General features: G+C 55.6%; 10 protein-coding genes and 3 CRISPR repeat arrays. Of the genes, 3 read left to right on the top strand and 7 right to left on the bottom strand.

The features are described 5' to 3' along the window. Positions 1-368: 368 nt before the first annotated feature. Positions 369-2468 carry an elongation factor G gene (locus tag PA598K_RS22070; protein ID WP_128659041.1) on the bottom strand — a complete coding sequence of 700 codons (2100 nt, stop codon included), beginning with the start codon at positions 2466-2468 and terminating at the stop codon, positions 369-371. An 82-nt stretch (positions 2469-2550) separates the two neighbouring features. Then, positions 2551-3183 carry a hypothetical protein gene (locus PA598K_RS22065; RefSeq protein WP_128659040.1) on the bottom strand — a complete coding sequence of 211 codons (633 nt, stop codon included), beginning with the start codon at positions 3181-3183 and terminating at the stop codon, positions 2551-2553. 249 nt (positions 3184-3432) lie between these two features. On the opposite strand from PA598K_RS22065, the gene uraA reads away from it, so the two are divergent. Then, on the top strand, positions 3433-4734 hold the full coding sequence (gene uraA / locus PA598K_RS22060) for a uracil permease (protein WP_128659039.1): 1302 nt from the start codon (positions 3433-3435) through the stop codon (positions 4732-4734). 336 nt (positions 4735-5070) lie between these two features. Continuing rightward, positions 5071-5994: an oxidoreductase gene (locus tag PA598K_RS22055; RefSeq protein ID WP_128659038.1), complete on the top strand. Its 924-nt coding sequence runs from the start codon at positions 5071-5073 to the stop codon at positions 5992-5994. 286 nt (positions 5995-6280) lie between these two features. Continuing rightward, positions 6281-7369: direct repeats of the CRISPR family, unit length 32 nt; unit sequence GTTTCAATCCACGCTCCTGCACGAGGAGCGAC. A 216-nt stretch (positions 7370-7585) separates the two neighbouring features. Here the strand turns inward: PA598K_RS22055 and PA598K_RS22050 are convergent. Together PA598K_RS22050 and PA598K_RS22045 are read right to left on the bottom strand one after the other, a co-directional pair. Further along, complete coding sequence (locus PA598K_RS22050) at positions 7586-8542, bottom strand: phosphotransferase family protein (protein ID WP_128659037.1); 957 nt, start codon at positions 8540-8542, stop codon at positions 7586-7588. A 105-nt stretch (positions 8543-8647) separates the two neighbouring features. Continuing rightward, positions 8648-9472 carry a DNA alkylation repair protein gene (locus tag PA598K_RS22045; protein ID WP_128659036.1) on the bottom strand — a complete coding sequence of 275 codons (825 nt, stop codon included), beginning with the start codon at positions 9470-9472 and terminating at the stop codon, positions 8648-8650. Between the two features lie 537 nt (positions 9473-10009). Then, a CRISPR array of direct repeats spans positions 10010-10301; the repeat unit is 32 nt; unit sequence GTTTCAATCCACGCTCCTGTACGAGGAGCGAC. 372 nt (positions 10302-10673) lie between these two features. Here PA598K_RS22045 and PA598K_RS22040 point away from each other — a divergent pair. Then, complete coding sequence (locus tag PA598K_RS22040; protein WP_128659035.1) at positions 10674-11219, top strand: CueP family metal-binding protein; 546 nt, start codon at positions 10674-10676, stop codon at positions 11217-11219. 16 nt (positions 11220-11235) lie between these two features. On the opposite strand, the gene PA598K_RS22035 is transcribed toward PA598K_RS22040, so the two are convergent. From PA598K_RS22035 to PA598K_RS22025, 3 genes are all read right to left on the bottom strand, one after another. Then, the gene (locus PA598K_RS22035) at positions 11236-11793 is read right to left on the bottom strand and encodes a lysozyme inhibitor LprI family protein (protein WP_260405543.1); all 558 of its coding nucleotides are present in this window, start codon (positions 11791-11793) and stop codon (positions 11236-11238) included. A 365-nt stretch (positions 11794-12158) separates the two neighbouring features. After that, positions 12159-12854: a CRISPR direct-repeat array (repeat unit 32 nt; unit sequence GTCGCTCCTCGTGCAGGAGCGTGGATTGAAAC). Positions 12855-13102: 248 nt separating this feature from the next. Continuing rightward, positions 13103-13693: a hypothetical protein gene (locus PA598K_RS22030; protein WP_128659033.1), complete on the bottom strand. Its 591-nt coding sequence runs from the start codon at positions 13691-13693 to the stop codon at positions 13103-13105. Continuing rightward, a complete protein-coding gene (locus PA598K_RS22025; protein ID WP_128659032.1) occupies positions 13690-14172 on the bottom strand; it encodes an RNA polymerase sigma factor in 483 nt (160 codons plus the stop codon). Before PA598K_RS22025 ends, PA598K_RS22030 begins: the two co-directional genes overlap by 4 nt. Positions 14173-14232 lie beyond the last annotated feature (60 nt).

Below are 14232 nucleotides of genomic sequence, written 5' to 3'. Positions count from 1 at the left end.
TAACGAAACTTTCTTGCGCTACTGCTCCTTCAGGCGGGCAATTCGTCGCTCTAACGAAACTTTCTTGCGCTACTTCTCCTCCAAGCGGGCAATTCGTCGCTCTAACGAAACTTTCTTGCGCTACTGCTCCTCCAGGCGGGCAAATCGTCGCTCTAACGAAACTTTCTTGCGCTACTGCTCCTCCAGGCGGGCAATTCGTCGCTCTAACGAAACTTTCTTGCGCTACTGTGCCCGCGAGCGCGCCCGACTCAGCATCGCTTCCTCGCCTGAGCCTTGCATGCGGGCTGCCGAGCAAGGCTTGCTTCTGCCGGAAGACCGGACGTGCTCCTGTTTTGCCCCACTCCAGCCAACGCGGCTGCCACCCTCCCCTACAACAGATGCATCTTGCCCTCCGCCTCGTCCCATGGCACGGAATAGCCGGCCCCTTTGGCGCAGAAGATCGAGGCGGAGGTGTAGAGCGGGTCGGCGTCCTTGCGATACGCCTTGCGCTCGATGACTTCCTGCTCGTTGTGGCAGCGGTCATAGCCGGCGAATACGAGCTGCAGCGTTCCTTTGCCCTGAGTATAGGCCGCCAGCTCCGTGCTGTAGTCCATGAAGGTAGCGACCGGCACCGTGCCTCGGACGATCGCGTGCGTGCTCGTCGTCTCCGGCGGCTCGAAGCGGCCCGACGCCCGCTGGACATCCGACATGACCCGGCCCAGATGATCTAGCTCGACGCGCACCTTGAAGTCGTAATAAGGCTCCAGCAGTATATTGTCGGCCTTCTCCAGTCCTTGCCGGAGCGCCCGGAATGTCGCCTCGCGGAAGTCGCCGCCATGCGTATGTTCCTTATGCCCCGCCCCTCGCAGCAGCGTCACCTGCACGTCGGTCAGCGGCATCCCAGTCAGCAGACCGTGGTGGTCGCGCTCGAGCAGATGTGTCTCGACGAGTCGCTGATGGCCGACGCTTAGCTCGTGCACATGGCATTCGCTGCGGAAGACGATGCCGCTGCCGCGCTCGCCCGGCTCCAGACGCAGATGCACCTCGGCATAATGGCGCAGCGGCTCGAAATGTCCGTAGCCGATGACCGGCTGCGCAATCGTCTCCTTGTACAGGATCTCTGGCGGGCCGAAGCTGACCGCCAGGCCGAATCGCTCCTGCGCCAGCGTCTGCAGCACCTCGAGCTGGATCACCCCCATCACGTGGATGTGCAGCTCCTGCAGCTCCTCCTCCCAGACGACGCCTAACGACGGGTCCTCGCTGTCGAGGATGCGGAATACCCGGAGCACTTCCTTAATCGGCAATGACGGGTCATAATCGACCCGCGAGGTAAGTGTCGGCACGAGCTCGTAGCCACTCCGATCCTGGCACGCTCCCAATCCCTGCCCGGCGACGGCTGCCGACAGCCCAACAACAGCGCACAGATCGCCGGCGACCGCCGTCTCGACGGGCGTCGAGCGACTGCCGTTCACCCGGAGCAGCCGCGTTGCCTTCTCGCGCAACACCGTAGCGCCGCCAGTCTCGCTATGCCCCCGTGCCATCTCCCCGCCCACGGTATAGCTCAGCTCATCGCGCACCCGCAATGTGCCGCTCAGTACCTTGATATACGTCTGCCGGACGCCGCTGGCGTCGTGGCGGATCTTGTAGACGCGCGCGCCGAACGGCAGCCGCTCGTCATAGTCCGTCCGGGCGAGCAGATGGAGCTGCTCGAGCAGCTCGGCTACCCCCTCGTCCTGCAAGGCAGAGCCGCTGCCGCACGGGTACAGCCGTCCCTCGCGTACGAGTCGCCGCAGCGCCGCCAGCCAGTACGCAGGGTCGCGCTCTCCCGCCAGATAGGCCTCCAGATAAGCCTCGTCTCGCTCGGCCGCCTGCTCCAGCAGCGCCTCTGGCAATATCGGCAGCTTCCGCCGATCCTCTCCGGCCCTGGCTCCCGGCAGCGCATCCGCGTTCGACCTTGCCTCCGACTCCTTGTCCGTCTCTGACGCAATCCCCATCTCTAGCGCCCCGCCGCCCGCCCAAGCGCCGAGCCACGCCGCGTCCTCCGTCAACTGGGCGCGGATCTCCGCCAGCACGCGGTCGGCGTCGGCGCCGGTGCGGTCCATTTTATTGATAAAGAAGAAGGTCGGTACCCGATGCTGGCGCAGCAGCTGCCACACCGTCTCGGTATGACCCTGCACGCCCTCGACAGCGCTGACGATGAGGATCGCATAGTCCATCACCTGCACGGCCCGCTCCATCTCCGGCGAGAAGTCGACGTGACCCGGCGTGTCGATCAGGTAATAGACGGTGTCCCGCCATTGCAGCACCGCCTGGTCCGCGAATACGGTAATGCCGCGCGCCCGCTCGATCTCGTGACTGTCGAGGAAGGCGTCCTGATGGTCCACGCGCCCGCGCTCCCGTATGCTCCGGGTATGATATAACAGTTGTTCCGCAAAGGTCGTCTTGCCCGCATCGACATGCGCGAACAGACCGATCGTTATTCCGCTCATAGGCTCTCCTTCGTCCACTAGATGGTATGGTTAGATTAGTATAGCAGACTTCGTCCCATGCCATCGACCAGGAACCCAGAGGTTATTCCAGCCTTCTTCCGATCATCCGAATGCCGAGCATGACAAACCACACGCACAACATAAGCTGAGCAACAAAGATCGTCACGTTATTAAACAGCCACGGATAAGCTCCCACTAACTGCAAAATCCCTGCCGCAAATCCGAAATAGGCGACCGTCTTGCCGAGCGGGCTCTTCCGAATAACGAAGCAAATCAGGATGACAGCGGCGCTCCATAAGAGCGCGACCGTATGAACGCCTCCATAATAGAGGCTCAGCAGCAACCTGTAGCTCTCGGCATCCAGCTCGATCCCGTAGACCGGATAGGCCAGCCGTCCCAGGATAACGACGATGACCATATTCACCGGCAGGATGATGGCCATAATCCCGCAAGCGAGCAAGGTTTGGGCCTGAGCCGTCTTCGCCAACCGGTACAGCACGATAATAGACGGGATAACGCCTAGCGTAGCGAAAAAAAGCAATTCGTCCGCCATCGCAAAATGCAGCTTCCAATCCTGCAGCCAGGACAGCAGATCGCTGTCGGCCAATGGCGGCCCTGGAACGGGCAGCAGAAAAAGCGATTGGGCCAAAAAAAGAACGCCCGAAACGATCAGCGCAATGCCGCCAAATGTTGAGAAACTGTTGCTCGTCTTCATCTCTAGGATCACTCCTGCTTCGTTGTGAGATGCTAACTGAAACCGTGCTATCCATTCACTCTCATTATGGCAGTCGCGCCGCGTAGGAACAATGAAAAAACTCTCTCTAACACAAACAGGGACGCCGCCTGTCTAGCGCAGTCTATACCATCGATGGCATGTGCAAAATTTCCTTGCCAAGCCGCGCCAGAGTCGGTAGAATTCGAATGGGCGTCGGAAGATGTCAACTTACCTTTAAGGAGAAATCACATGATACGTAAAGAAATCGGGGTCCACGAACGACCGCCGCTCGGACAGGCGTTGCCGCTGAGCTTCCAGCATCTATTCGCGATGTTCGGCTCGACGGTGCTGGTCCCTAATCTGCTGGGCGTCGATCCCGCGATCTGCTTGCTCATGAACGGCCTCGGCACCCTGTTCTACCTGTGGCTGTGTCAGGGCAAAATCCCGGCCTACCTCGGCTCGAGCTTCGCCTTCCTGGCCTCAGCGACGATGGTCGTGAAGTACGAGATCGGTGAAGGCGGCTACGCGGCGGCGCTCGGCGGCTTCATCGTGGCGGGCATCATCTTCACGCTCGTCGCCATCATCATCCGGTTCGCCGGCACCAAGTGGATCGACGTCGTCTTCCCGCCAGCGGCGATGGGCGCGATCGTCGCCATCATCGGGTTGGAGCTGGTACCGGTCGCTGCCGGCATGGCGGGCTGGATCCCGCCCGATGGCGCAGATCCCGCTACCTGGTCGATGGACGGCAAGGTCGTCTTCCTCTCGACCGCGACGCTGCTCATCACCGTGCTGGGCTCGGTGCTATTCCGCGGCTTTATGAAGATCATCCCGATCCTGATCGGCATCATCTCGGGCTATCTGATCGCGATCCCGCTCGGCCTGACCAACTTCGACAAGGTCGGGGAAGCCAGCCTGATCGCGGCCCCTACCTTCACTGCTCCGGTGTTCGAATGGACGGTCATCATCGCCATCGCGCCGGCAGCGCTCGTCGTCATCGCCGAGCATATCGGCCATCTGGTCGTCACCGGCAACATCGTCAAGAAGGATCTGTCCAAGGACCCCGGCCTGCATCGCTCGATGCTCGGCAACGGCCTCTCGACGATCGTCTCCGGCTTCGTCGGCGCGACCCCGAACACGACGTACGGCGAAAATATCGGCGTGCTGGCGATTACACGCGTCTACTCGACCTTCGTCATCGGCGGCGCAGCGGTCATCGCGATCGTGCTCTCGTTCATGGGCAAGTTCTCTGCTCTGATCTCCGGCATCCCGGAGGCGGTCATGGGCGGTGTCTCGCTGCTGCTGTTCGGCGTCATCGCGGCCTCCGGCCTGCGGATGCTGATCGAGGCCAAGGTCGACTATAGCAAGCCGACCAACCTGTTCCTGACGACAATCGTACTCGTTACCGGCCTCAGCCATGTCGAGCTGAAGTTCGGCGACTTCGCCCTCAAGGGCATGGCGCTGGCCACCGTCGTCGCGATCGTCTTCAGTCTGCTGTTCAAGCTGTTCCAGGTGATGCGCATCTCCAACGACGAGGAGAGCGCAGGCCATTGATGTACGTTGGGACGTCCCTCGATTAGAGGGCGTCCCTTTTTCGTTTCCGGGGGAGGTTCTGAGGAGCGGGGTCGGCCGCTCGCGGTCCGCATTTGTGCGGGACGTCGCTTTTTTTGTGAACAGATCAAGAACAACTGAGCCAGGCGGTTGCCTTGATCCCTTGCGGCGTGGTAATTTCAGTACAAGTATTTTTTTAATTCTAAGCATGTATATGTTTCACCCTAACATCAGCTTAGAATTCTCCGACAAAGCTCTCCGCACGTCCTTGAAGGACGACGAAGTCGTTTTTGCTTGGTGAGCCTAAGGAAGCCCGTAGGAAAAAGGAGGAAGCAGCACATGCCGCAATCGACGAGCACATGGGATGAGGCGCAGATCCCGCCCCAGACAGGCAGAATCGCAATCGTCACCGGCGCCAGCGGCGGCCTCGGCCTGGCTACAGCGCGGATGCTCGCCCGCAAAGGCGCCACCGTCATCCTGGCCGTACGGAGCACCGATAAAGGCACGCAAGCCAAGGCGGCCATCCTCAGCGGGCATCCCGATGCCGAAATCCACGTCATGCCGCTGGATCTGACCGACCTGGACAGTGTGAGAGGGTTCGCCGAGAGCTTTGCCTCTTCCTATCCAACCCTGGACCTGTTGATCAACAACGCGGGCGTCATGATCCCGCCATACAGCAAGACCAAGCAAGGCTTCGAGCTGCAGATGGGCACCAACCACTTCGGCCACTACGCGCTAACCGCGCGGCTGTTCCCGCTGCTCGCCCGCACGCCGGGCAGCCGCATCGTCTCCGTGTCCAGCAGCGCCCATCGGATGGGACGCATCGACCTGGACGACCTCGATTGGCAAAAGCGCAAATACAAAGCGTGGCAGGCTTACGGCGACAGCAAGCTGGCGAACCTGTATTTCACGCTGGAGCTGGACCGGCGGATCAAGGCAGCCGGCCTCGATATCCTCGCCGCGGCCGCTCATCCGGGCCTGGCCCGTACCGATCTCGACCGCACCTCCGGTCCGGTCAAGCTGTTCTTCCGACTGTTCGGCCAGGATGCCCATATGGGCGCCCTGCCGACGGTGCGCGCTGCGACCGATTCGCAGCTGCGGGGCGGCGAGTATCTCGGCCCCGGCGGCGCGATGCGGATGAAGGGCTACCCGGTCCTCGAGACGCCGACCCAGCTCGCCCAGAATGCCGAACTCGCCGCCCGGCTCTGGCAGTTCTCGGAAGCCCGCACCGGGCTGACGTTCGAGTTTGCGCAATTATCTTAGAGCATTGGGGCGGCCTTGTTGGGTCGCCGACAAGTAACAGCCCGCACATGGAGATGTGCGGGCTGTTGTTGTTTGGGGAGGGGCTTATAGACTGATGAGACGGCCGGGTAGCATTGGATCGCGCCTGCAAGGGAAAAAAGGTGCACTGGAGCTGACGGTGAGCGCCGAATTGCGTCGTCAAGGGAAGAAAGGTGCACTGAGGCCGCTTAGGGTCTTTAAGAAGCTATTTAAGATCCTGCGCGAGGAGCGACATTTGAGACCGCCCAGCTTTACATTTCGGAATCAAGTTTCAATCCACGCTCCTGCGTGAGGAGCGACAAACCGATGGTCGAAAACTTCGGTATCTCGTCGGTTTCAATCCACGCTCCTGCGTGAGGAGCGACCAGGATCGGTAATATTAGCGTCAGGATACGTAAGTTTCAATCCACGCTCCTGCACGAGGAGCGACCCGCGAGTTGAAACCGCCAAAGCGTGCCGAGCTGTTTCAATCCACGCTCCTGCACGAGGAGCGACGCGATATGAGCCCCCAGTCTGCGGTAGAAACGCTGTTTCAATCCACGCTCCTGCACGAGGAGCGACGTGTACGTCTGGATGCGGCCGTCGTCGTAAGTAAGTTTCAATCCACGCTCCTGCACGAGGAGCGACACACCCGTTAAAATCTGTCAAGAAAAATCCACCGGTTTCAATCCACGCTCCTGCACGAGGAGCGACCGGGACATGAAATAGATTACTTCTAAGTAAGTAAGTTTCAATCCACGCTCCTGCACGAGGAGCGACTTGGTCTTCAGTCGTCAGTTACAGGCAGTACAAGGTTTCAATCCACGCTCCTGCACGAGGAGCGACCAGATCGCCATCACCGGCACGCTGGCACCCGGGGTTTCAATCCACGCTCCTGCACGAGGAGCGACCTTGGCCCAGTCCGGACGGCTTCGTGTCATTGATGTTTCAATCCACGCTCCTGCACGAGGAGCGACCGCCAAAAGAGCGGCAAAAGCCTAAAAGTATACAGGTTTCAATCCACGCTCCTGCACGAGGAGCGACTCCCCGTGACGGTAGGTATGGCCGGGTTGATCGGACGTTTCAATCCACGCTCCTGCACGAGGAGCGACAACCATCACGTTCACCAGCTGGCGGCACAGTAGCGTTTCAATCCACGCTCCTGCACGAGGAGCGACAAGGTCGCCTATGATTATGTGCTAGCACAGTTGGAGTTTCAATCCACGCTCCTGCACGAGGAGCGACTGCACCGGCTCGATGCTGACACTCTGGTCATGGTGGTTTCAATCCACGCTCCTGCACGAGGAGCGACTTTTTCGACAATCTTAGCCATAGCCAAGGTAATCGTTTCAATCCACGCTCCTGCACGAGGAGCGACAGCGGCACACGCAAGGCCTTGCGCAGCCTGGGCTGCGAGGCCCAAAATCGCGAACCTATTTTTAGTGTAGCATAATTTTAATTTTAATGGGGGCTTTTACTTAACAAAACCAGTCAGGGCGCGGGGTGCGAACCTCCCAGGGTTTTCATGTGAGCCTCAGGTTCGCGCTGGCAAGTAGGCGATCTATATAGGCTCTGATATGAGGAACGAAGAGTGTCATGACTCATGACTACATGTCATTTTATTGCATCTACTTTTATTGAATAAATACTTCATTGTACTGCGCGCCTTATTACGAAACAATAAATTGTCATCATTCGGGTTTGGAAGCTTATCTACCCAAGATATTGAAGCTAAACAATAGACCAATTGATAAAATGTGAGTAGAGCTAAATCAACTTTAACCTTGGTTTGTCTTTCCCACCCTTCCACAAATGCATCTATGAATGGTCGCTCTTCAACTCCAAAGTCCACCCATGTCATTTTGGCTAAATCATACATAGGGTCTCCAATCATTACTGATTCAAAATCAATGATTAGAAACTCGCAATCTCGGGTTAAAATGTTTCTTAACGTATAGTCGGTATGCAATAATGTAATCTGATTCGGCTCATTCATCTGAGATGCTTCTGTTATAATTTGATCCACGATGACATCAATACCGTCTAAGAGATCTTCTTCGGTCAGTCTTAATCTTTTTGTACATTTAGCCACAATTTTTTCGACATAATTAACCCAAGTATATGTATCTATTCGATCATCTGCGGATCTTTTCCAAAAATCACTTGTTGCCAGATCATTGTAATTAAGATCAAATTGAAGCTCCCCTAAAAGTCCTCCTAAGGAAACGAGAGTTTCTAGCTTGTTTTGGTAACCAAGATTATGAAAGGTATGCGACAGAGGCTCCCCTTCCCACCACTCCGTAATTAAAAATGAGGTTCCCTTTTTTTCACCAAATTCAAGTAACTTGGGGACTTTCGAATTTTTCTTAGATAATTGCTGAAGAATATTATTTTCGTGTTGATAATTGTCCTTTTTGTCTTTTGAAAATAATTTAATCGCTACTTTATGGCCAGAATCATTAGCCTGATAAACTTCCACGCCATGTCTTATCGAAACTGACCGGATATCACTTAATCTCCTGGAATCTATTAAGCTCTCATTTAACAACATTTGTTGTTACGTCCTCCTAAAACGACTATTATAAACAGCTTAGACAGTAACAAATAGAGCAGAATTCGAACAAATATAAGCATCATACAACTCAATTTTGATAACTCATACCATGATCATAGCGGAAAAGTCTTCCTTATGTCTCTTCGCAAGATTTTTCACCGCTGCTTTTACGGCATTTTGCACATATCTCCTATCATCACAAGCTAGATTCTTTAAAATTTTCAATGCAAAGTTTTTATCCTTGGCCCCTTCTGCGCTTGTGAAAATCATGGCCACATTCCATAGTACTTGTTCGTTATCCGATAGATGCCAACTTAAAATCCGCTCTTTAAGCTTCTCGGGATAATATCGCAGCAGCGCTCCTCCAATAGCAAATGGACCTAAGTTTTTTCTCACATATATGTCGCGGTCCGTAAGCAGCTGCTCAACTAACGAGATTAATTGTTCACTATATCGTTCCGGTAACTCCTTGGCCGCATACATGACTGCGAGCGCTGCAGCCCTTCTAATATTAGGCAAGGGGTCACCCACCCAATTCGATAGAATTGGGTAGGCTGTTTGGAAATGCCGGCTTAATATATTACCGCCTGCACTTGCTGCCCACTCCCTTACTTCCCAATTTTCACTATCTGCTGTTCGATATACTTCGCTGATTACTTCTTGGGGGTTAAGCTCGAATAAATCGGATAAAATCATGACGCCTAATTCGTTTGCCGTAAAATTACTCATTCGCGTAAAAGATAATCCAAGCTCATATAAAAGCCTGGTGTCTTTTACTTTCTTCCTTAATAAATGAAGTGCCTTCATTTTATCCGCCGATTTGGCCGTATGTGCATGCGATGTTTTTTGAGTATCTAGGATATTGATAAGTTCCCCTGCCCTAGCTTTCTCGGTTAATTCATGTTCAAAAGCTTGATTCCACTTCATAGCATACTCCTTCCGCCATCAATATTTATGTTAGTTCCTGTGATATAACTAGCACAGTTCAACACAAAAAAATGTAATAACGGCCGCGATCTCACTAGGCTAAGCTAGTGTTTAGAGGGAGTTGAAAACGTAATTTTCCATGCGAAATGCCACGAATTTTGCAGGCAATAAAACCATCCTTAGTTACCTGGAATCGATTCGGTTCCATCAGACACTTCAGACGCTGGGTCAAGCTAAAGCCGTGGACGCCATCTTCCCCACTCATGATCTTGCAGTATCTCATCATCGGCTGGCTTCTGGACTGTGAACGTCTCTTTCACATCAAATCCCTGGAGAGCGGCGCCTTGGTCGCCCACGCGATGGGTGGTCGAGTGCCACATCACACGTTGTTAAATAAAGATCTGCTGCGTTTATGGTAACGACTGAAGCCTGGGAAGCCATCGACGTATGGCGATTCTACAACCAACGCTGTGCGATGGAGAACTACATCAACGAGTAGCGAAGCAAGTGGCGCTAAATGAATGAATTATCAAAAAAGTTTCAATCCACGCTCCTGCACAAGGAGCGACGAGCCTAGGAGGAGATCGATGGAGTAATTGAATGTTTCAATCCACGCTCCTCCACGAGGAGCGACAGTCGTAATGACGCCCATCCAGTTAATCTCACCGTTTCAATCCACGCTCGTGCACGAGGATCGACCCGTCCATAATTGCTTTACGGCGAGCGGTCAAGTTTCAATCCACGCTCCTGTACGAGGAGCGACGTCCGCCGACTATAGGGCCGCCACGGACCGCGAGGTTTCAATCCACGCTCCTGTACGAGGAGCGACTGCGGCACGCGTAAAGCCTTGCGCATCCTGGGCTGCGAGGCGTAAAATCGCGAACCTATTTTTAGTGTAGCATATTTTTTATTATAATGGGGCTTTTCACTCAACAACCCCAGTCAGGACGCGGGGTGCGAACCTCCCGGTGGATCTCATGTGAGCCTCCGGTTCGCGCTGACCAGCAGGAGAATTTTAATATAGGCTCTCACATGGGGAGCGTCCGATGACGAAAAACCGGCTGATGACCATAAACTTATCCCGACGCGGCCGCCATCGACCCTGAGACCCATCATCGCTTGTGCGCTCTCTCACATCCGCCGACCGCATGTCCATGCTATCCTTGAATAGTTAAATTCTAGGCGAAAGGGCGGGATCTTTATGCGCTTGAAAGGTTTTATCGTACTCGGCTTCGCTGTGCTTGCGCTCGGACTGTTCTGGCTGGCGACGAATCAGGAGACCAAACCAAACAAGCCGTCCGTGCTGGCGACGGACGACTTGAAGCAGAAGGTCCAGGCAATCGGCTCAGGAGAACTGCCGGCTCGCAGCGCCTCCATCGATGCACGGCAGCTGACGCTGGTCGCAGACGATGATACGCAGACGCGTTTCGCGCTGCCGGAGGATGAATTTTTCGTATCGATCGCCCCTTACCTTGAGCATACGCACCCATGCGCGATCCACAATCTGGCGACCTGTCGCGGCGAACTGCCAGAGGAGAGCTTCGCCGTCCGCGTCGTCGACGCGAGCGGTCAAGTCGTCATCGACGAGACCATGACCTCGCAGGCCAACGGGTTCATTGATCTTTGGCTGCCGCGGGAGCAGGTATTCCAGGTAACGCTCGTGCGGGATGGACAAAGCGCTGAGGCCGAGCTCTCCACCTTCGACGAGGACCCGACCTGCATCACGTCGATGCAGCTAGGCGCTTAGGTTTTGCAGACATGCCCTAAGACATATACGTGTCGACGAGCTCGTAGCAGCGCTCCTTGGTCAGTCTGGCCATTGCCATCGTCTGCTCGAGCGGTGCCAGCGTGCCTCCCTCCGAGCCCGAAGCCTCCTGCTCCGCCGTCTCGTCCCGATAGGCGATCCACTCCCGCTGCTCGTCGCGCAGCTGATCCATCTCGGTGTCCGAAAGCTGGTCTCCCAGCGCCGTGTAGATTTCGTTGAGCGCATCGTCCCAACGCTTATATTCCTCGCCCGCCGCTTCACGCATCGAAGCGGTGGTGCCCTCCTCGTACTTGGCCTCGAGATCGTCCATATTGGCTTCGATGTCATCGAGCATCGCCTGGTATAAAGCCCGGTCGCCTGTAGCCGGTGTGTCCTCTCCGTCTTGCGTCGGCCTTCCCTCCTCCTGTGGTTCTTCCTCTGGCGGAGGGGGCGGTGACGATGTCGCCCCCGTGTCAGGCGGCGAGGCCGGCCCCGTCCCTGTCGGCTCCTCGGCGTTGTTTCCGCAACCGGCCAGCAGCATTCCGGCTAGCAGTACGGCTAGCAGCTGTTTTTTCATCACTGATCACCCTCTTGTCAGTATTGATGCCATCGTTGGCAGCTTATAACCACTTACCCTCTGAGCGCGGGTGCAATCAACCGGGCTTTTAATTGTAGCTAGAGATCGCCCACAATCTGTCTTTGAATTGGAACAAAAGTTCGTATTACAATGGAGTAGCTAACCAGGAGGGGATACTGTGGTATCAGTTGGTATCAGTGCGAACCTGAAGCTCAGATGAAATCCCTGGGAGGTTCGCACCCCGCGTCCTGACTGGATTTGTTGAGTAAAAACCCCCATTATATTAAATAATATGCTACACTAAAAATAGGTTCGCGATTTTGCGCCCCGCAGCCCAAGCTGCGTAAGGCTTTGCATGTGCCGCTGTCGCTCCTCGTGCAGGAGCGTGGATTGAAACAGCTCTTGCCGAATCGCGTCAAGCTCACCCACGCCGAGTCGCTCCTCGTGCAGGAGCGTGGATTGAAACATACGCCGCGCCGGCATAGACGCGCATGCCCTCGTCGCTCCTCGTGCAGGAGCGTGGATTGAAACCCAAATGGAGAGAATAACGCCCACCTCATCGCCAAGTCGCTCCTCGTGCAGGAGCGTGGATTGAAACCTCAATAACGCGGACCTCCATAGCGGAGGCCAGGTCGCTCCTCGTGCAGGAGCGTGGATTGAAACCTATAAGGGTAGTGCTGACATACACCCAGCGGGCGTCGCTCCTCGTGCAGGAGCGTGGATTGAAACAATCATGAGATTGTCGATCATATCGACCCTGAAGTCGCTCCTCGTGCAGGAGCGTGGATTGAAACGTACACAAACCGGAGATTCCGGAGGAGCTACGAAAGGTCGCTCCTCGTGCAGGAGCGTGGATTGAAACATTACAGGCATGATACCCTTAGCTGCTCCGTTAAGTCGCTCCTCGTGCAGGAGCGTGGATTGAAACAGATCAGCCTCGCCAAGTTTGATTTCAGCTTCCTGGTCGCTCCTCCTGCAGGAGCGTGGATTGAAACAAGGCTGCGCTGTACGAGCGCTCACTCCGGGATTGTCGCTCCTCATGCAGGAGCGTGGATTGAAACTAATGAAGCTATACCGCTCCCCATTTGCCGCCCGGTCACTCTCACGCAGGAGCGCAGATCGAAACTTCCATGGCCATGTCCTGCTGCCGGAGATGCAGGATGCGCGGCGAGGAGTCGCCAGGGAAGAGCAGCCGCAGGACTTTCGCGCCTCAGCCCCGCACAAATAAAGGTGTCCCCAAGTCATCCAAGATGACCAGGGACACCCTTTTCAAGCGCGAGGCTGGAGAGCATAGCATATTCGCGAATAATTAGAAGTTGTTATAGATCCGCTCTGCCGTCACTTTGCCGCTCGACACGTCCTCCGAGGTGAAGCCCGCGACGGTGTTGCCGACCTTAAAGTCGTCGCTCACCAGCTGCTCGGACACCGGCGGCGCTGTCGGCCCGGTGATGCCGTATTCGGTCGCATCGTTAACCGTCACCCACAGCTCGCCGACCCGGAAGCTCAGCCCGTCTTCGCTCACTTCCTCGATGACGCCCTCGAAGTTGACGACGCGCTTGCCAGCCATCTCGCCTGGCGGCTCGTCGGCAATCGTGCCCGGCTGCTGGTTGGTGCTGCCGCTGTCCACGATTGGCGTTGGCGTCGGCGTAGGGACCGCAGTTTCATTGCCGGGATTAAAGGCGTAGATCCCCAATGCCAGCACCGCGCATGCGGCGATTCCTCCTGTCCAGATGGTCCATTTTTTCCGGCTTGGTGTCGCTTTATAGGTTGTTGTCATTGTACTCGCTCCTTTAGTTTTCGTAGTTGGGTCCAGACCCAGCTTTTTGATCGTCCGCTCTTCGAAATCTTCGCTTCGCTTCAGATGGGACATCGCATCCTTGTAGCTCGGCTTTTTCTTCATGTCGCCTGACCTCCTATCGCTTCCTTCAGCTGATTGCGGCCGCGTGCCAGCCATGTCCCTACGGTCGCGGGCTTGGCATGAAGAATATCCGCGATCTCCTCCAGGGAATAGCCTTCGTAATAGTGCAAATGGATCGGAATTCGATATTTTTTGTCCAGGGACAATACCGCCTGCAGGACCGAGTATTCATCCTTGGGGAAATACGCCAGGTTGTCCGGAATGGGGGTTCTGCTGCGGAACCAACCTGCCTTCAGCATATTTTTGCTTTTGTTGATCGTCGCGCGGATGAGCCAGGCTTTCTCATGCTCGTCGCTTGCGAACTCGGGCGCCTTTTGCAGGTAGGTCAGGAATACGTCCTGCGCTACTTCCTCGGCATCCGCCATGTTTTTGAGATACGCGAACGCAATCTTGATCAGACTGTCCGAATAGGTCATAACCGCCTTGCGTACGGATTCATTGAGCTCAGATGAATCATGCACCTCTTATCCCCCCTTCACTAGTAATACAACTGAGTAGCCGTTTATTTTTCGCGCGGGTCA

It is taken from the genome of Paenibacillus sp. 598K (genome assembly GCF_003851045.1).
Taxonomy (GTDB): Bacteria; Bacillota; Bacilli; order Paenibacillales; family Paenibacillaceae; genus Paenibacillus_D.
This window is presented reverse-complemented; position numbering and strand designations above follow the sequence as displayed.